The sequence below is a fragment of the Flavobacterium piscis genome (assembly GCF_001686925.1).
Lineage (GTDB): Bacteria > Bacteroidota > Bacteroidia > Flavobacteriales > Flavobacteriaceae > Flavobacterium > Flavobacterium piscis.
The window spans coordinates 43,961-64,078 of sequence record NZ_LVEN01000019.1; the positions used below are offsets into that span (position 1 = coordinate 43,961).

Annotated in this window: 18 protein-coding genes; 9 read left to right on the plus strand and 9 right to left on the minus strand. The window is 35.3% G+C overall.

What is annotated here, in order from left to right; all coding sequences use genetic code 11:
- The first annotated feature begins 39 nt into the window (after positions 1-39).
- Together FLP_RS09925 and FLP_RS09935 are read left to right on the plus strand one after the other, a co-directional pair.
- On the plus strand, positions 40-813 hold the full coding sequence (locus FLP_RS09925; RefSeq protein ID WP_065449364.1) for a TlpA family protein disulfide reductase: 774 nt from the start codon (positions 40-42) through the stop codon (positions 811-813).
- Between the two features lie 326 nt (positions 814-1,139).
- Positions 1,140-2,759, plus strand: coding sequence for an ABC-F family ATP-binding cassette domain-containing protein (locus tag FLP_RS09935; protein ID WP_065449366.1), 1,620 nt, complete (start codon positions 1,140-1,142; stop codon positions 2,757-2,759).
- Between the two features lie 58 nt (positions 2,760-2,817).
- Here the strand turns inward: FLP_RS09935 and FLP_RS25460 are convergent, their stop codons facing one another.
- The 6 genes from FLP_RS25460 to FLP_RS09965 form a co-directional block, all read right to left on the minus strand.
- The gene (locus FLP_RS25460; RefSeq protein WP_165606662.1) at positions 2,818-2,991 is read right to left on the minus strand and encodes a hypothetical protein; all 174 of its coding nucleotides are present in this window, start codon (positions 2,989-2,991) and stop codon (positions 2,818-2,820) included.
- 209 nt (positions 2,992-3,200) lie between these two features.
- Positions 3,201-3,596 (minus strand): VOC family protein, encoded by a 396-nt coding sequence (locus FLP_RS09940; protein WP_065449367.1) that lies wholly within the window; start codon positions 3,594-3,596, stop codon positions 3,201-3,203.
- Positions 3,597-3,810: 214 nt separating this feature from the next.
- Positions 3,811-4,071, minus strand: a complete 261-nt coding sequence (locus FLP_RS09950; protein WP_065449369.1) for a hypothetical protein — start codon at positions 4,069-4,071, stop codon at positions 3,811-3,813.
- Positions 4,072-4,087: 16 nt separating this feature from the next.
- Entirely contained in the window at positions 4,088-4,681 is a 594-nt protein-coding gene (locus tag FLP_RS09955; protein WP_065449370.1) for a dihydrofolate reductase family protein, read from the minus strand.
- Between the two features lie 277 nt (positions 4,682-4,958).
- Complete coding sequence (locus tag FLP_RS09960; RefSeq protein WP_065449371.1) at positions 4,959-5,516, minus strand: hypothetical protein; 558 nt, start codon at positions 5,514-5,516, stop codon at positions 4,959-4,961.
- Positions 5,517-5,521: 5 nt separating this feature from the next.
- Positions 5,522-5,992 (minus strand): RNA polymerase sigma factor, encoded by a 471-nt coding sequence (locus tag FLP_RS09965; RefSeq protein WP_065449372.1) that lies wholly within the window; start codon positions 5,990-5,992, stop codon positions 5,522-5,524.
- Positions 5,993-6,454: 462 nt separating this feature from the next.
- Between FLP_RS09965 and pyrR the strand changes: the two genes are divergently transcribed.
- From pyrR to FLP_RS10000, 7 genes are all read left to right on the plus strand, one after another.
- Positions 6,455-6,994 carry a bifunctional pyr operon transcriptional regulator/uracil phosphoribosyltransferase PyrR gene (gene pyrR, locus FLP_RS09970; protein WP_065449373.1) on the plus strand — a complete coding sequence of 180 codons (540 nt, stop codon included), beginning with the start codon at positions 6,455-6,457 and terminating at the stop codon, positions 6,992-6,994.
- A 108-nt stretch (positions 6,995-7,102) separates the two neighbouring features.
- Entirely contained in the window at positions 7,103-7,744 is a 642-nt protein-coding gene (locus FLP_RS09975) for a DUF6891 domain-containing protein (protein ID WP_065449374.1), read from the plus strand.
- Positions 7,745-7,826: 82 nt separating this feature from the next.
- Positions 7,827-8,753: an aspartate carbamoyltransferase catalytic subunit gene (locus FLP_RS09980; RefSeq protein ID WP_065449375.1), complete on the plus strand. Its 927-nt coding sequence runs from the start codon at positions 7,827-7,829 to the stop codon at positions 8,751-8,753.
- A 230-nt stretch (positions 8,754-8,983) separates the two neighbouring features.
- Positions 8,984-9,316, plus strand: coding sequence for a ribonuclease Z (locus FLP_RS09985; protein ID WP_065449376.1), 333 nt, complete (start codon positions 8,984-8,986; stop codon positions 9,314-9,316).
- A gap of 96 nt (positions 9,317-9,412) precedes the next feature.
- Positions 9,413-10,318: a ribonuclease Z gene (locus FLP_RS09990; protein WP_065449377.1), complete on the plus strand. Its 906-nt coding sequence runs from the start codon at positions 9,413-9,415 to the stop codon at positions 10,316-10,318.
- A gap of 89 nt (positions 10,319-10,407) precedes the next feature.
- On the plus strand, positions 10,408-11,052 hold the full coding sequence (pdxH, locus tag FLP_RS09995; protein WP_065449378.1) for a pyridoxamine 5'-phosphate oxidase: 645 nt from the start codon (positions 10,408-10,410) through the stop codon (positions 11,050-11,052).
- Positions 11,053-11,224: 172 nt separating this feature from the next.
- Positions 11,225-11,728 (plus strand): CAP domain-containing protein, encoded by a 504-nt coding sequence (locus FLP_RS10000; protein WP_065449379.1) that lies wholly within the window; start codon positions 11,225-11,227, stop codon positions 11,726-11,728.
- Between the two features lie 163 nt (positions 11,729-11,891).
- Here the strand turns inward: FLP_RS10000 and FLP_RS10005 are convergent, their stop codons facing one another.
- From FLP_RS10005 to FLP_RS10015, 3 genes are read right to left on the minus strand one after another with little or no spacing between them, the layout of a single operon-like run.
- Entirely contained in the window at positions 11,892-13,826 is a 1,935-nt protein-coding gene (locus tag FLP_RS10005; protein ID WP_065449380.1) for an OmpA family protein, read from the minus strand.
- Between the two features lie 11 nt (positions 13,827-13,837).
- On the minus strand, positions 13,838-14,755 hold the full coding sequence (locus tag FLP_RS10010) for a PorP/SprF family type IX secretion system membrane protein (RefSeq protein ID WP_065449385.1): 918 nt from the start codon (positions 14,753-14,755) through the stop codon (positions 13,838-13,840).
- 34 nt (positions 14,756-14,789) lie between these two features.
- Entirely contained in the window at positions 14,790-20,108 is a 5,319-nt protein-coding gene (locus FLP_RS10015) for an HYR-like domain-containing protein (protein WP_065449381.1), read from the minus strand.
- Between the last annotated feature and the right edge of the window lie 10 nt (positions 20,109-20,118).

Here is a 20,118-nt window from a genome sequence, read left to right on the forward strand (position 1 = left end):
TAAGTACTTTTGAATCCCTGTAATTCCATTAAAAACTTCATGCAAAAATCAATCAGCTTCATCATAGCATTTCTAATCTTCAGCACAAGTTTCGCTCAATCAAACCACGAAACACCTGAAGTAGACCCAATTCAAATTCAAAAAATATATACAGATTGGTCTGCGTATCAAAGCAAAAACATCATGCTTTCGAGAGATTTTATAGCATTCGATTCAAATTCAAAAGAAATTTCAAAAGAATCCTTCCTAAATCAATTGGCAAACGAAAACTTCATCCCAATCCGATTAAAATCAGATGATTCAAAATACTATTATAAATTATTCGAAATTCAGCCCAATTCAGATACCAGCATAAAAGCCACCATCAATCAAATTGGTTTCGATGCACACAAGAATTTTGAAATGGAAGGAACTCAATTTCCTAAATTCTCTTTCAGAGATTTAAACGGAAATCTGGTTTCAAACGAATCCATGAAAGGAAAAATCATCGTTATCAAATGCTGGTACATTCACTGCACGCCATGCATCAAAGAATTTCCACAGGTAAACAAACTGGTACAAGAATACAAAGACCGAAAAGACATTCTTTTTATAAGCCTCGCCGAAGATGCTCCGGAAAAATTAAAAGCATTTTTAGCCAAAAGGCCTTTAGCATATTCAGTAATTCCAAACATGAAAGTGTATATGAATGAAGCATTACAACTCAATTCATTCCCAACCCATTTCATTTTAAACAAAGAAGGAATTATTGCAAAAGTGTTGCCTAATTTCGAAAGTCTTGAAGTCGCTTTAGAGAAAGAAAGTAAATTGTAATTTTTTTAAACCATATAAGTGATATAAGAAATTATAAGTTTGCTTATATGAACGTATGTAGCTGTTGAATTAATCTCGCAATCCCGATAACTATCGGGAGCAAAGTAGCAAAGTTTTTTATTGGCTTTTTTAAGTTATTAGGTTTAGCTTTAAAAGAACTTATATTACTTATATGGTAAAGATTTTCAACGCAAAGTATGTTTTCTTTGCACCTTTCCGTCTTTGCGAGAAATTTTCTTTGCATGGTACAAACTTAGAACCTTAGCCCCTTTGCATCTTTGAACCTTTTTCCGTACTTTTGCACCAAATTAATTAAAAAGACATTCATGTTAACAGTCAATAATTTATCAGTTCAATTTGGCAAACGAATTTTGTTTGACGAAGTAAATACCACATTCACACACGGAAATATTTATGGAGTTATTGGAGCCAATGGTGCTGGAAAATCTACTTTTCTAAAAATCATTTCGGGCGATATCGATCCAACTTCTGGCCACATTCATTTAGAACCGGGAAAACGTATGTCGGTTTTAAACCAAAATCACAATATGTTCGACGAGCATACGGTTTTGGAAACTGTTCTGATGGGAAATAAAGTTTTGTATGCTGTTAAAAAAGAAATGGATGAACTTTATCTAGACTACAACGATAAAAACGCAGACAGAATTGGAGAGCTTCAGGTTCAGTTCGAAGAAATGAACGGTTGGAACGCAGATTCTGACGCTGCATCGATGTTGTCTAACTTAGGCATCAACGAAGAGCATCATTATACATTAATGGGTGATCTTGAGGGAAAAATTAAAGTTCGTGTGCTTTTGGCGCAGGCACTTTTTGGAAACCCGGATTTGCTTATTATGGATGAGCCTACCAACGATCTGGATTTCGAGACAATCGCCTGGTTAGAAAATTTCTTAGCCAATTATGAAAATACAGTAATCGTAGTATCTCACGACCGTCACTTTTTAGACTCAGTGTGTACACATATTTCTGATATCGATTTTGGAAAAATTAATCACTACTCAGGAAACTATACGTTCTGGTACGAGTCTAGCCAGTTAGCGGCAAAACAACGTGCTCAGCAAAACAAAAAAGCCGAAGAAAAGAAACAGGAATTAGAAGAATTTATTCGTCGTTTTAGTGCGAACGTTGCCAAGTCTAAACAAGCAACTTCTCGTAAAAAAATGATTTCTAAATTGAATATTTCAGATATCAAACCTTCTAGCCGTCGTTATCCAGCGATTATTTTTGATCAGGATCGTGAAGCAGGAGATCAGATTTTGAATGTTGAAAATTTGGAAGCTTCTGTAGAAGGTGATCTTTTGTTTAAAGGAGTAAATTTGAATATGGCAAAAGGCGATAAAATTGTTCTTTTCTCTAAAGATTCACGTGCTACAACAGCATTTTACGAAATTTTAAACGGCCAGCAAAAAGCAGATTCAGGAACTTTCGATTGGGGAATTACAACCAATCAAGCGTATTTGCCGGCAGAAAACCATTCGTTTTTTGAGAACGATTTGACATTGGTAGACTGGTTACGACAATACGCAAAAACAGAAGAAGAGCGCGATGAGGTATTTATTAGAGGATTCTTAGGGAAAATGATTTTCTCTGGAGAAGAAGCTTTAAAAACAAGCCGCGTATTATCAGGAGGAGAAAAAGTACGTTGTATGCTTTCTAGAATGATGATGGAAAGAGCGAATATCCTAATGCTGGACGAACCAACGAATCACTTAGATTTGGAGTCTATTACAGCTTTCAATAACTCGCTAAAAAACTTCAAAGGATCTGTAATTTTTACCACACATGACCACGAGTTTGCACAAACTGTTGGTAATAGAGTAGTAGAGCTTACGCCAAACGGAGCAATCGATCGTTATATGACATTTGATGAATATCTTGACGACGAAAAAGTTCAGGAATTAAGAACAAAAATGTACGCTAAATAAAATATAGCTTTAAATAAAAAAGAAATCCCGATCGTGACCGATCGGGATTTTTTTATGTTTATTTCTTGCCAAAAAGCTTAGCGAATATAAAGATGATGATCGCAACAATAAAGATGACGATAAAAATCCCGAATCCCATTCCGGCTTTAAAAATGTCTCCAATAACTTCGCAACTTGTAAATGAAAATAGTATTACGAATACCATTAACAAACGTGTAATGTTCTTTTGCATGATTTTGCTGTTTTAGTGTTTTAAAAAGAATTTAGTATTCTAATTATCGTTAGATTAAAATTACTTCAAACAACAAAAAAATGTATTACATAATTTAATTCAAAAGTTCTATGATTTTGATTAACCCTAATAGATATTCAAAAAAGAGCCATAGGCTCGACCCATATTGTAGGGCTGGATTTTAATCCAGTTTATAGAAGGTTGAATCGTTACAATATTTTAATAAGCTGAATTTTATTTCCACAAGTATCATCCAAAATGGCAATTTTCACATTTCCCATTTCAGTTGGTTTCATGCTAAATTCTACGCCAAGATCTACAAGACGATCATATTCTTCCTGAAGATCATCCACATTAAATTGCGTGTACGGAATTCCGGCATCAAACAACGCTTTTTGATATGTTTTTGCTGGTTCAAAATGATTAGGTGATGGTTCTAATAAAACTTCAACACCATCTGGTTCATCTTTAGAAACTACCGTTAACCATCTGTTGCCTTCGCCTAAAGGCACATCATTTTTTTTTATGAAACCCAATTTTGTAGTATAAAATTGTAATGCCTTTTCCTGATCTTGAACTGGGATTCCTATGACTTTTACTTTCATTTTTTTATATTTTTAAATTGACTATTTTTTCTGCCATATTCATTTTTGATGTCTGCTAATTGCAATGTCATACAATGATCTAAAGTTAAAAAATGAATTGATTTTGAAACTTTTCCCGTTTGATATTCGTTTCCCAAATCTTTCCATATTGTGGGATAAAATAGGCTTAAAGAAAAGAATATTAAACAAGGAAAAGTAAAATTACCATTTCCAATTAAATAGGCCTGCATTCTGATTTCATCCTTATTGTCATTTCATATTCTAAAACAATGTGCTTTAGATCGTGATTTTCAAATTTCGGAATTAATCGATAGTTTTTATTGTCTAGCATTTCTGCAACTTCACGTCCAACGGTTCCTTCTTGTAAGGTTCTTAAATGACTTAATTTAGGTGCTAAATAATCTTTTCCGTGAATAAGTTCTAAAAGCCAAATAATTCCTCCGGTGATTTTGAGTTGTTTAGTTCTGTTTATCATTAAAATGGAAGACTTTTTATTCCCCAATAGTTCCTGTTTTTACTTCTCCCGCTCGTTTATAACTTACAGCAATAACGCCGCTTGGTGTAACTGTACTTTCTATTAAAGTAAATCCTGCAGGAGTTGAACTATCATCAAACAATTTCTTCCCTTTGCCCAAAATTATAGGATAAATTAAGAGTACAAGTTCATCAACTAAATCATGTTGAAGCAAGTGTTGAACAAGTGTTGCGCTTCCCCAAACTTTAATGTCTCCGCCTTCTGAATTTTTGAGCTTTTGGATGTCTTCTATAGTCGAAAGAAATTTGGTATTTTCCCAATCAGAGTTATTTCTGGTGGAAGACAAAACGTATTTGGTAACGTCATTAATTCCCGGCCATCCTTCTGCATGTTTGGGCCAATAGTCTTCAAAAATATCAAATGTTTTTCTGCCCAAAAGAATATCGGCAGGTTTCATTTGTTCCTGCATGACATTGCCATATTCTTCATCTCCAAAAGGCGCGACCCAGCCTCCATATTCAAAACTACCAGAAGTATCTTCTTCAGGCCCGCCAGGTGCCTGCATTACGCCATCGATTGTAATCATAGTTATGACGATTATTTTTCTCATGATGTTTGGTGTTTTTTGTTTTATCAAATATATAAAAAAAGAAATATTTTTTTTATTCAATTTATTGGTAATGTGTTTGTTGTGTGCGAAAGAAGGATTGAAAATATTACTTAATATATATATGATAAATTAGTAAAGCTAATATACCTTGCGGGCACGGAAAGAATTTCCGCGCTATCATTGCACATATCGATTTCATACAAATGTTTCATAGAAGCAAACCCTGCATTTTGTCAAACTTTCTGTTGCAGCTTGTGTTTTCTTGAACAAATACAAACTAAGATTCTTCATCAATATTAAATTCCCTTACTTGAATCTTCAAATTTTTAATCCATTTAGTCCACATTCTTAAAGATAATAGAATAAATTGAACCACAAGAACTACACTAAATATCAATATTAATCCTTTTTCTTTTGTAAAAGTTATTACTGATGTAAAAAAAATAATTATTGAGATGCTATATAGAAATGTTATAATTACTGAAGAAATTGATAGTCGCTCTATTCTCAGCAAATAGTTTTGAAGGGATAGTTTCAAATTAGTGTCTTTAATAGGTCTTGTTATAGAAATATAACCAATAACATCATTAAAAATGTATAATAATAAGCCAACTACTAAGGACACATTCGCATAAAATGGTTTTTTGTCTCCATCGAACCAGTCATAATAAATAAATAAAAAGAATGATAGGACAATTGCTTCAATAATCAGTTTCGTTCTTATTTTTTTTATTGATGGGTGATTGACAATCTTAGTCATTAATCGCAAGTCTGCTTCGCTTTTGAAATTTTTACCTGCATTTTTCCAGTCTGATTTTAAATCATTTAGTTCCATAATTTTTAGTTTAATATTTCTTTTAATTTATTTTTGATTCTGTTTAATCGTACACCTACATTACTATCACTTAGTCCTGTTATTTCTGCAATTTCCTTATAGTTGAAGTCTTCCAGATAAAGAGATATGACCGCTTTTTCTGAATCATTTAATTTTCGTAAAGCCCAAAACAAACGTTCCTCATTTTCTGAAATTGTCTTTTCATAAGAAGGATGGATATGTTCAGGAAACTCTTCATAATAATCAATAGATATTTTTGATTTTCGATAAGTAGCAATAGCAGTATATAAAGCAATCCTGTATATCCACGAACTTACTTTAGATTCTCTTATAAAGCCTGGATAGGATTTCCAAAGTTGGTAAACGATTTCCTGGAATAAGTCTTCCTCGTCTTCTCTACTATCCCGATATAATTTACAAATCTTATATATTATTTTTTGATTTTCATGGATTAGCCCTAAAAATTCCTTTTCCATACTATCGTTTTTTTTTATTCATTAAGCATTTCTTCATATCGTTTTGAAATTAATTTATATAATGCATTAGTTGCTTAATTAGCAGAAAATATTACAAGGATTATAAATTAATTTTAATATCTAAAAATGATATTGGGCAATTTAACTCGCATTCAAAACTATGTTAATCAATAATTTAATTAATGGGGCCGTCTCGAAGACTTTATTGAGGTGTAGGGTGAGAGTTAATATAGTGTGCAACTAATATACATGAATGATAAAGTCAGATATATGTTCAATTTTTTTAAAATAGATTTGAATGACATATTTCACTTCAGCTAAAATAGAAAAGTTTTCATTGTCAAAAAGAAAGTATTTGTCTCAATTTCGTGCTAATTCCAAAAAAAAATATTTCCCCACCCAACACCCCAACAAATAAATTCTGATTTCGTATATTTGCCCAACCAAACATCACACTTAATTATGAGCCAAAAAGTATTACTTAATTCAAAAGAAGTTACTATCATACTCCATCGTTTGGCTTGTCAGTTAATCGAAAAACACCTTGATTTCTCGGATACTATTTTAGTGGGGATTCAGCCAAGAGGCATTTTTTTAGCTGAACGTTTAAAACAAATATTGGAAAACGAATATCAGGTACCGGAGATTTCTTTGGGATATCTGGACATCACTTTTTTTAGAGATGATTTTCGTCGTACTGATAAACCGCTGGAAGCCAATAAAACACAAATAAATTTTATAGTCGAAAACAAGAAAGTCATTTTTATTGATGACGTATTGTTTACCGGACGAAGCATACGTTCTGCTTTGACCGCAATTCAGTCTTTTGGGCGACCATCAGAAATCGAATTGTTAGTTTTAATCGACAGACGTTTTAGCCGTAATTTGCCTATTCAGCCCGATTATCGCGGTCGTCAGGTTGATGCTATAAACGACGAAAAAGTAAAAGTAAGCTGGAAAGAAAATGAAGGCGAGGACGCCGTTTATCTGATAACGAATTAAAAGTTTAATCGGTGATTTGTTTAATCGTTTAATCGGAAAGAAACGATTACCGGTATAGCAAATAAACGCTTAAACAAATCAACAAATAAACGATTAAATAAAAAAAATATGACAGAGAATGAAGCGTTTATTTATGAATCAATTTTTAATCAGGTCAGAATGGGATTTCTTTCTCTTGATGAGATTCAGGAGAACATTATAGAAGAAATTGAAGACAACGAATTTGCAGACGAAATTTCAGAAGAGTGGGCTTTTGATAAAATAAGAGAAGAATACCAAAAGTTACTTGCAGAAAGTAAACAATGGGAAAGTCCAACAGATACTGAAAAGCTTATAAAAGCGTTTGATGACTTGTGTGACGAAAATATATTGGCACTTCATAATGCAGGTTATACGACAACAGATGGGGAATATGAAGTGGTTGAGGTTGAAAGAGAATTGCAGGAAAACGAAATAGAGTCTGATGGATATTGTTTTTATCATGAACAGGATTTGGCCAGAGCAATCGCTATTGAAAATCCAGGCTTGTATATCGCTTTTCAAAAAGTAGATAATTCTGATGATACAATTACAATAGAAGTAGGAAAGCGAGTTGCCGAAGTTTTAATAAATAACGATTTTAAAATAAAATGGGACGGCTCTGCAAGAACTAAAATTGAAATTCCGGGTTTCAGATGGCAAAAGATTTTTGATGAAGATGCAAGAGATCTCCAGGATTACAGTGAAGTTGTAGACAGAATGGTTCAATAGAGAAGCTTCTCTTTAAAACATTGAAGAACTGAATATTTTTAGAACTTCAGGAATTTGACAAATAAAAATTAAAGAAATAAAAATGAAAGAATTAAGCGTAAATCATTTATTAGGAATAAAATACATCAACGAGAATGATATTAACCTAATTTTTGAAACGGCAGATCATTTTAAAGAAGTCATTAACAGGCCTATTAAAAAAGTTCCTTCATTACGAGATATTACCATTGCCAATATTTTCTTCGAAAATAGTACCCGAACAAAACTCTCGTTTGAGTTGGCTCAAAAACGATTATCTGCTGATGTTATCAGTTTTTCGGCAGCTCAGTCTTCGGTTAAAAAAGGAGAAACCCTGATTGATACTGTAAATAATATCCTTTCCATGAAAGTAGACATGGTTGTAATGCGCCACTCCAATCCCGGAGCGGCTTATTTTTTATCCAAAAATGTCAAAGCCAGTATTGTAAACGCCGGCGACGGAGCACACGAACATCCTACTCAGGCTTTATTAGACAGTTATTCGATCAGAGAAAAATTAGGAGATGTAGCCGGAAAAAAAGTTGTTATTGTAGGTGATATTCTGCATTCAAGAGTAGCTTTATCCAACATATACGCTTTGCAAATGCAAGGTGCCGAAGTAAAAGTTTGCGGACCAAAAACGTTGATCCCAAGATATATTGAATCACTGGGAGTTACAGTTGAACCCAATTTAAGAAAAGCCTTAGAATGGTGTGATGTTGCCAATATGCTTCGTGTACAAAACGAACGTATGGATGTGAATTTCTTCCCGTCAACACGTGAATACGCACAACAATACGGAGTTGATAAACCCTTATTAGATTCTCTAAACAAAGAAATCGTAATCATGCACCCGGGACCAATCAACAGAGGAGTAGAGATTACTTCTGAAGTAGCAGATTCTGATCATTCTGTAATTTTAAATCAGGTAGAAAACGGTGTAGCGATTAGAATGGCGGTGATTTATTTATTAGCATCTAAGATTCAATAAGGTTTAGTTTACAGTCTCAGTCTCAGTCTCAGTTTACAGGGATTGTCCGGATTTGAAAATGTTTTTTCTGTTACTGTACTAAAAGCTCAAAACTGTATGCTGCGAATGTTTACGGAAAACTGCGACTGAAAACTTAGAATCACACAAGTTTAAAACTGTTTACTGCGACTGCGACTGAAAACTAAAAAAATTGTACCTTAGCTCTCATAATAGCGCCTATAAATAAGAAGATGAAAGTAGATCAAAAAGGACATACCGTTACAATCAAAAACACACAAGGAGATTTTAATGCTTTCCTTGAAAAAGTAACGCAGCAATTTAAAACCTTTGAAAAACAAAATATTATAATCGATTTATCAGCAGATTCAGGTTTGTCTGAAAAAGACGTTAAGCTTTTTTTACCACTTGCAAAACAGCAAAAAAAAGCTAAAAAGTCATTTGTAATTGTAGTCGCTGATCTTGACTTTAATGCTATTTCGGATAAATTAATCGTAGTGCCTTCTCTTTTAGAAGCACATGATATTATCGAAATGGACGAAATAGAAAGAGACCTCGGGTTTTAATTTTAGATTTTAGAGTTCAGATTTTAGATTTTTGAATAACTAAATCAATCTTAAAATATACTTACTCAATCTAAAATCTACAATCAACAATCTAAAATGAAATTAACCATACTTGGCTGTTATGCCGCAACTCCCAGAACACTTACCAACCCAACTTCGCAGGTTTTAGAAATTAAGAACAGATTGTTTTTAATTGATTGTGGCGAAGGAACTCAGGTACAATTGCGAAAAAACAAGATTAAATTCTCGAAGATTAATCACATTTTTATTTCGCATTTGCACGGAGATCACCTTTACGGATTAATTGGTACTATTTCGACTTTTTCACTTTTGGGCAGAACAACAGATCTGCACATTTATGGTCCGAAAGGAATTAAAGAATTGATTCTTCTTCAATTGAAACTGACGGAATCCTGGACAACTTATAATTTGTTTTTTCATGAATTAGAGTCAAAAGAAAGCGAAGTTATTTTTGAAGATACAAAAGTCATCGTAAAAACCATTCCGCTAAAACATCGTGTTTACACGAACGGATTTTTATTTCAGGAAAAACCCGGAGACAGAAAACTAAATGTTGAGGCTGTTCAGCAATACGACATTCATACAGCCTATTATCAAAAAATAAAGGGTGGAGGAGATGTGACACTTGATGACGGAACTGTAATCGAAAACGAAAAATTATCTTTTGATCCTATTCCCGCGATGAGTTATGCTTTTTGCTCAGATACGGTTTATCATGAAGCGATAATTCCGATTATAAAAGATGTTGATGTGTTGTATCATGAATCTACTTTTTTAGAATCAGAAGCCCCTTTGGCCTTAAAAACATTACATTCAACAGCCAAAGAAGCCGCAATGATTGCTCTTAAAGCCAATGCAAAAAACTTGGTTTTAGGTCATTATTCTACACGATACGATGGTATTGAACGTTTTAAAGAAGAAGCAGCAGCAATTTTCCCGAACGTACTTTTAGGCGATGACGGAGTTTCTTTTGAGTGGTAAAAAAAGTTATGAGTTTAGAGTTATGAATTATTAGTTTAAAAAGAAAATCTAACAATCTAAGCAGTCTAACAATCTAAAGATCTAAAAAAATGAATGATTTAAGCAATTATAGAAAATCTTACGAAAAGAGCGAATTATTAGAAACCAATATTCCTGAAGATCCCATTAATCTTTTTAACAGATGGTTTCATGAAGTGGAAGATTTCGGCGGAAGCGGAGAGGTGAATGCCATGACACTTTCTACCATTGGATTAGATGGTTTTCCGAAATCAAGAGTGGTTTTATTGAAGAAATTCTACGAAGAGGGATTTATTTTTTACACCAATTATAAATCTGAAAAAGGAAAAGCAATTGAGGCAAACCCTCATGTTTGTTTGTCTTTCTTTTGGCAGGATATGGAGCGTCAGGTCATTATAAAAGGAATTGCCCAAAAAACGTCTGAGAATATATCTGATGGTTATTTTGATTCCCGTCCTGACGGAAGTAAGCTGGGGGCGATTGTTTCTCATCAAAGTGAAGTGATTCCGTCGAGAACTTTTTTAGAAGAAAATCTAAAAAAACTGGAAACAGAATTTGAAGGAAAGTCAATTCCAAGACCCGAAAATTGGGGAGGATATTTGGTCACTCCTTTAGAGGTTGAATTTTGGCAGGGAAGACCTAACAGACTGCATGACAGAATACGTTACCAAAGTCAATCTGATTATTCCTGGAAGATTGAAAGATTATCTTCTTAGTTTGTAAGAAAATTATATTTAATATAATAATAATAGTGTAGTTCATCGATTATTTTTGCAGTTTACCGATAAATTGAATACGTTTGAATAAGAAAAACGAGACAATTTATTTTTACAATATATTTTAAGGAATTTGCCCCAACATTTACTTTAATTTTAACTGCTATTGATTATGAAAAAGATGATGTGTGCCATGATGTTCGTTGTAATTTTTATTACAATGAACTCATGCTCTGCAGATAGTGCGGAGGGAGCAGATAATAGTACTACAACCGAAACTCTGATTACGAACTACACGTACAACGATTCAGAGATTGAAACCATGAAACTTATCAACGATTACAGGGTAAGTATTGGTTTGAATGCATTAGAAAAAATAAATCATATTTCGTTTAAATGTGAAGAGCATAATAATTATATGATTGCCAAGAATGTTGTCGATCACAATGATTTTACTTCGCGTTCGAACAATATTATTAGCGTTTTAGGAGCTAAAAAAGTAGGTGAAAATGTCGCCTACAATTACAAAACTTCTGAAGCAGCTGTAAGAGCGTGGCTTGACAGCCCCGGACATAAAGAAAATATCGTAGGAGATTTTACTCATTTTGGCTTAGCAGTAACCACTGATGCTAAAACCGGAAAAAAATACTATACGAATATATTCGCTAAAATTTAAATATTATTGGACTGGTTGGTTTTTAGTAGTCGTTGCGAATCTTTGATTTGCGACGACTTTTTTTAAAGACAAACACTGGAAAGATCCCAAATAAAAAAATCCAAATTCCAATACAAATAGACGTATTGGAATTTGGATTTTTTAAAATATTGGAATTTATTTTTTATAATCCCATAATAATAAACTCACTTCGTCTGTTCATTTGATGTTCTTCTTCGCTGCATTGTACACCATCAGAACATCCATTTACCAATTGTGTTTCACCATATCCTTTTCCGGTTAGCCTGTTTTTGGCAACACCGTTTTTAACCAGCCAGTCAATGGTTGATTTGGCTCTTCGGTTGGATAAAGCTGCATTGTATTGATGTGTAGCTCTGCTATCGGTGTGCGAGCGAATATCAAGTTTCATCGTTGGATTGTTGTTTAGCACATCGAGGATTTTCTCGAGATCCAAAGCTGCTTCGGTTCTGATATTGGATTTATCCAGATCAAAATAAATCATTTTAATACCAAAACATTTACCAAGGTCATCGCCAATGGTGACCTTACAAGTTGATTTTTCTAAAGCAATTGGAAGACTTGTTTTGCCGGTTAGCTTTCCGATGGTAACTGTAACTTCCCTTGTGGTGTATTCCTCTTTTTCCGCTCTTACATTATACGTTTTTCCGCATTCCACCGTAAAAGTGTAATAGCCGTCTTTATCTGAAACCGTGCTGTTTTTTATTGTGGTTCCTTCATACAAAGTGACTTTTGTTCCCGGTAAAACGGCATTTGTATTCAGATCGGTAATGATACCTTCGAGTGTCTGAACGCATTGTAGTTTTCGGGTTTCCAAAAATTTATAAATATCATCTGATCCCTGACCGCCATCTTTGTTAGAACTGAAATAGCCTCGTCGGGAAACCGGATCTATGTTGTAGGCAAAATCATCTTTTAGAGAGTTGATATCGCTTCCCACATTCTGAATATTGCTAATGGTACCGTTATCTTCAATTTTCCCTACAAATACATCGAGTCCGCCAAGTCCGGGATGACCGTCTGAAGCAAAATAAATTTCGTTTTCGCTCGTCACGTAAGGGAAGGTTTCCTTGCCTTCGGTATTGATAGAAGTGCCCAGGTTTTGTGGCGCACTATAACTTTCTCCATTAATACTTACTTTGTAAATATCAGACTGTCCGAATGTTCCGGGCATATCAGAGGCAAAGTACAAGGTTTTCTCATCAGCACTCAACGCAGGATGCCCAACACTATAATTATCACTGTTAAAAGGAAGTTCGATACTATTTCCCCATTTGCCGTTATTATCCAGTGTGGCTTTGTATATTTTTATTAAAGTAATTTTATTTTCATCTTTTCCTTTTTTACCGTTTACATAATTGTTTCGGGTAAAATAAACTGTTTTGCCATCTTTGGTAAAAGCCGGAGAAGATTCATGGAATTTGGTATTAATGGATGTTTTGAATGTATTGACTTTGACGCTTTTACCTGTTGTGGCATCCACATCTGCAAAATACAGATTGGTAAAATATTCATTTGTCCATTTGTGTTTGCGCTGCGAGAAGTTTCCGGTATCCCTGGCCGAAGCAAAATAGATTTTGTTGTCATAAACGAAAGATCCGTAATCGGAATATTTAGAATTGATTCCGGCATCTTCAATAGTGTAACGACCTGAATTGGCTTTTATCTGATCCAGATAATTGACATCTTCTTTGTACAATTTTCCCCTGTTGTCGTTTTTGAATTTAGCATTAAATTCAGAAAGGATTTTATTGGCCTTATCTATTTGTCCTGTTGATTTTAAGGATTGAGCATACCGGTAATAAAATTCTGGTTCTACAGCGGTATTCATCGCAAAAAGTTCACCGTACCATTTGGCAGCACCATCAAAATCAGAATTGAAATAATAGGAATTACCCAGTTTTTTGAACATATCCTCAGATTTGTATCCTTTTTCGGCTACGCGTTCATAGGTTTTAATAGCATCGATATACGCATAACTGTCGTATTTTTTGTCTCCGGCAGCTGTTTTGGAATCCTGGGCGTAACTGTCGAATGAAAAACAGATTATTATTAAGCAGAGAAGTATATATTTTTTCATAATTATTATTTTTAGAAGAAACGAGGGGTTGTCATTTTACCGTTGTTTTTAAAGAACTCGTAACGCACGAAGATCTCATGTGATCCTGAATTATAATTGTTTAGGTTGGTGGTTTCACGATCATAACCGTATCCTAAATAAAGTCCGTCTGTAATCTGGAAACCTACCATAGCACTTAATGAGGCACTCCATCTGTAAGCTACTCCCACCACAAATTTTTCCATAAACATAACGTTGGCCGATACATCAACCTGAAGTGGCGCTCCTTGGACCATTTTAGTCAGGACAGCGGGTTTGAATTTGATGTACTCCAGTTTATCCAGGTCAAATACATATCCAGCCATTAAATAATAATTGATTTTATCCTTAAAAATGGCAATGTCATTATCATCATATCGATTGGTTTCGATAAAATTAGGAACTGATAAACCTATGTAGGCCTTATCAGAATGCCAGTAAATACCGGCTCCTACATTGGGAGAGAATTTATTGTCGAGATCCTGAAACTGCGGATCGCCCTGACTTTCAGGATTTAGCTTGTTGATATCCAGATTAAATAAATTGGCCGTTCCCTTGATCCCAAATGATAATTTGAAATCAGGTGAGGTCTGTACAGTATAGGAAAGATCAACCGAAAGATTGTTTTCGTTAATGGGCCCTATTTTATCATTTACCAGTGAAACTCCCACTCCCAAATTGCTGTTGCTGATGGGAGTATTAACAGAAAAACTGCTGGTTTCAGGTGCTCCGTCGAGTCCTACCCATTGAGTACGGTATAGTCCAAAAATACTCAAGGCTCCTCGTGATCCTGCATACGCAGGATTGACAGCTATGGTGTTGTACATGTATTGCGTATATTGTGCATCTTGTTGTGCATAACCGGCGATGCCTGTAAACATTATGACGAAGAAATATAATTTTGCTCTCATAGTAGATATTATTATATTATTATTACTATCGATTTTATTTTGATAAATATAAATACCCATCTTTTTTATTATTTTGAAGTACATTATTTCCATCTAACGATTTGTAATTAATAATGTAGAAATAAGTTCCGGTTGGTAATCCGTCAGATTGCTTAACAGTTGTTCTTCCTCTTGATAGTCCATCAAATGCGTTGGTGGTGTTGTTATAATTATCAGTTTCAAAAACTAATATTCCCCAACGATTGTAGATCTCTACATTGTTTTCAGGATAACAAGTGATGTCATCAATACTATCAATTTTGAAAACGTCATTCATTCCGTCGCCATTAGGAGAAAAGGCGTTATGTACCACAACATTTCCACACGCTAATACTTTACAATCATCATTAATTTCCATGTTCAGTAAAATGCTTCTTGGACAATTTTGATCTGTTATTTTATATTCAAATGTGTAATTGCCAAGTGCTAAACCAAGTGCATTAAAAGTATTTCCTTGTATCGCATTGCTGTTATTAGAATCAATCCAAACTCCTGTTGAAGGTGTGTTTTCGGGCAATAGAGAAAGTAAATCAATAAGAGTTGAATCATCATTACAAGCTTGACTTGAAATATTTACAATACCATTTGGTACAACCGTTATCGTAACCGTTGCAGTATCGCAGTTATCAGCACTTAGCTTATCACAAATTTGATAGCTGTAAGTATAAGTTCCTGCCGGAGTTAAACCAGATACCGTTACATTTCCTAAGGTATCAAAAGTGATGTTTGGATCTGTTTTAGCATTATTATTTGAATTCAATAAGGTAAAGTTTACCAGTTCTAATGTTGCTCTGGTAATACCTTTAAAATCGTTTGCCAAAACATTTCCAACTAATCCAAATGTGTTACAGCCTATATTAGTGTAAACATCATCTGTAGCGATAACCGGAGTTGGCGGCGCAGCAGGTTCAGATACAATAACTGTTACGATTGCTGTGTCACAGTTCCCCGCATCTGCATTTTCGCATATTTGATACGTGAGCGTATAAGTTCCCTGAGGAGTTCCGGCTGCAACATCAACAGAACCATTAGGATTTAATGTCAAGGCTCCTTTAGGATCCGGTGTTACAATTGTAAGTGTAACATCAGTTGGAATTATTGCACTAGCATTCAAACTATCATTGTTGTATACATTTATAACGTTTGTTGCTCCTGTAGGTCCGTTTATTGGTCCTGCGTTGTCATCATTTGCGACAATAGCAAATGTTGGTCTGGCAGTACAGTAAGGTTCCGCTTTTGGATACTCTATAGTTATTGTCTCGGTAGGATTGGTAGAAATTATCAATTTGGCAAGAGGACGAAGTGTTTCAAATCCGTCTGGTGCTTCAATCCATTTATTGTCCTGAAAAACCCAACCTGGCCAGTCGATACCTTTTCCGGTTTGATCCACTACTGCTCCCGGCCATAATAGGCGTCCTGTAAGTGGTAAATCATTCATTGTAGTAATAACAGTATTGTTATTGTTTGCCCATGCAATTGTTACACCGTTTACAGGAGTAAAATTTACAGGAGTTACCACATAATCAATGTAAGGAACATCGTTAACACAAATTGGAGTCGCGGTTACAGTCATTACCGGAGCTTCTATAGTTACAGTAACTGTTGCGGTATCACAGTTTGTTGTTTGGTCGGCTTCGCAAATTTGATATACTAATGTCAAAGTTCCAACCGGAGCATTTGCTAAAACATCTACAGATCCGTCTGTGTTTAATTGTAAAAACTCATTTGGAGTTACTGTTGTAATAATAACATCAGATGCTGTTACAACTACACCTTCCAGCGTGTCATTAGGCAATACATTTAGTACATTTTTCGTAATGTGATTCACTCCCGCAATTGGTCCCGCTGTATCATCATTGGCCACAATGTCAGAGAAGACTTTACAATTTACTCCAAAGTCAGCATCCAAGTGAACTAAATCTTCCGGGGTTATCGTTACAATATACCCAGTTGCACCACCAGTTGTGCTACAAACCGTATGCAATTGCGATTTACCGTTTTTATTCGTCACTTTTTTATTAGTAATTGAAGGTAGAACTTTGACTAATCCAGACGCTCCTAAGGTGGCAGCAACTGCATCAAGGTTAGCATCTTTTACCAGTTTAATAGTGTAATCTCCATAAGGATTTGCACTATCAGGTCTGTCTCTCCAAAATCCTTCAATACCCACAATTACTTCCTGATGATATCCGTTAGGGCCATCAATAATAACATTAGCACTCAAGGCATTTCCAAAACCTCCTGCATTCAATTCGCCCACATTTGATGGTCCTGCATAACTTCCGTCACCATTAAGGTCAATCCATTCCCATTGGCTATAATCAATTGCTCCGTTTCCGTCAGGAATATTTTTAGTTACAATGCCATCATTATTAGCATCATACCATTCATCCTGAATTCCGTTGCCATTGGTATCATACCAAACATAATCTCCTAAAACCGGTAAAGTTGATTTTCCATATTCAAAATTATGTTCCTGAATTTTACAATCTTCAAGTGTAGTAAAGAATAAACTTGAATCGACAGGATATAATTGATATGCACTATTCAAGTTGGCATCCTGAACCTGAACCAAATAACTTCCGGCAACCATTCCTGAGAAATTATATAAACCATCGGCACCTGTGATGCGTAATAAAATAGGTCCAGCCGTAGTACCTTGCGGAACCAAAGTAACAGGTACATTTGCAATTGGCGTATTGGTGTCTTTGTTTATAATTTGTCCGGATATTTTAACCGTATAAGTTGGCTGAGAAATCACAACCGTTGCCGTTGCAGAACAAGTTTCGCTACCGGTATTTACAGATGATGTTGCTGTAAGCGTGTAGATTCCTGCCGGTAAATTAGTATTACCAACAACCTCATTATTTTCATTTCTAATAACAACAGTCGATCCCGGACTATTAGTAACTAATATTAAACCATCTTTTCCTCCAAGACAAGTTACATGCGAAGCAACTCCCGAAACCGAAACTTTATTTTCGACAGTAAAAGTTTGTTTCAATTCGGTTTTATTACCGGCACAATCAGTCAATGTATAGGTTCTGGTTAAGATAAAAGCATTTCCGTCACAACCGCTTCCTCCATTATTAGAATCACTTACAATAATATCTACCGTACTACTGCAATTATCAGCAGCATCTTTGATATCACCAGAGTTTCCAACCGGAATATCTGCAATTGTTTGTAAATTAGATACATCAGCAGGAGCTGTTCCAGTAGGAGCAGTTGTATCTCTCACCGTTATAATCTGAGTATAAGTAGCTGTGTTTTTGCTACAATCGCTAGTGGTCCAGGTGCGTGTTAAAGTATAATTAGTAGAACAACCGTTTACAATATCACTTTTAATTTCACTAAAAACGATCGGTAAATTACCATTGCAATTATCATTAGCCTCAATATTTGCAGGTTCAGGAACAGCATCGCAAGAAACCGTAATGTCTTTTGGAAGATCTCCTATAAATGTTGGTTTAGTTGTATCCTGAATTGTTATCACTTGCGTGAAAGTATCAGAAGTATTTCCGCAATCGTCTTTCACTGTCCAGGTATTGGTATACGTTCCTGCATTCGAACAATCTGCTAAAGCTGCAAACGCACCGCTCACTTTTACAATATCCGAAACATCGCTATCACATAAATCAGAAGCTATTGGAAATAACGCTTGCGCGGAAGTTAAAGCCGCCGCATTACTGCATTCGATAGTTTTATTTAAAGAAGCCACCGAAGTTGACCAAGTTGGAGCCGAAGTATCCTGAATTGTTATCACTTGCGTGAAAGTATCAGAAGTATTTCCGCAATCGTCTTTCATTGTCCATGTATTGGTATACGTTCCCGCATTCGAGCAATCTGCCGAAGCCACAAACGCACCGCTCACTTTTACAATATCCGAAACATCGCTATCACATGAATCTAAAGCTATTGGAAATAACGCTTGCGCGGAAGTTAAAGCAGCCGCATTACTGCATTCGATAGTTTTATTTAAAGAAGAAACAACAGTTGACCAAGTTGGAGCCGAAGTATCTTCAATCGTAATCACTTGCGTGAAAGTGTCAGAAGTATTTCCGCAATCGTCTTTTACTGTCCAAGTATTGATATACGTTCCTGTATTCGAACAATCTGCCGAGGCTACAAACGCACCGCTCACTTTTACAATATCCGAAACATCGCTATCACATAAATCAGAAGCTATTGGAAATAACGCTTGCGCGGAAGTTAAAGCCGCCGCATCACTGCATTCGATAGTTTTATTTAAAGAAGCCACCGCAGTTGACCATGTTGGAGCAGTAATGTCCTGCACATTAATAACCTGACTAACAGGAAGAGAAATATTTCCACAAGCATCTACAGCAGTCCATGTTCTTGTAGTGGTATATGAACCCACACAAGTACCTTGAGTAACCACATCGTCATATGTTAATGAAGAAATTGTACCATTATTATCCGTTGCAGTCGCAGTTGCAAAAACCGGTAAAGCAGGACAATTAATTGTAGAAGCCAAAGGCAAAGGATCTATAATTGGTTTAACAGCATCTCCATCAGTAATAGTTACTGATTTAGAGATGGTACAAAGATTAGCATCTTTAATAACGACTGTATAAGTTCCTGCAATAAGCCCGCTTGCAGTTGCAGAAGTTTGAACTGGAGTTGTGTCCCAAGAATAAGTATATCCTGAAGTTCCACCTAAAACATTCACAGTTGCAGATCCGTTATTACCGCCGCCACAACCAACATTTACCTGACTTGTTGTAGCGCTTAAAGCCGCACCCGGTTGTAATATAGTAACCGAATTTGTTTGATTAGAACAATTATCGGTAACAGTCAAAGTATAAGTTCCCGCCGGAAGATTCGAAACAGAAGCCGTAGTTCCCACCGAAACATTCAAAGCGTTTTTCCAAACATAATTTACAGTTCCAACAGAATTAGTAACTAAACCAGCTGTTACAGATCCAGTGCTAAAACCAAAACAAGTAACATCTGTTTTAGAAGAAGCTGCAAGAGCTAGAGCCGCAGTTGGCTGTAATATAGTAACCGAATTAGTTTGAGTCGAACAATTATCAGTAACGGTCAAAGTATAAGTTCCCGCCGGAAGATTAGAAATCGAAGCGGAAGTTCCAACTGAAACATTTAAAGCATTTTTCCAAGAATAAGAAACCGTTCCAACGGCATTGGTTACCGCGCCGGCTGTTACCGTTCCAGTGCTAAATCCAAAACAACTAACATCTGTTTTAGAAGAAGCTGCAAGAGCTAAAGTTGCACCCGGTTGCAAAATAGTAACCGAATTGGTTTGTGTCGAACAGTTGTCGGTAACGGTCAAAGTATAAGTT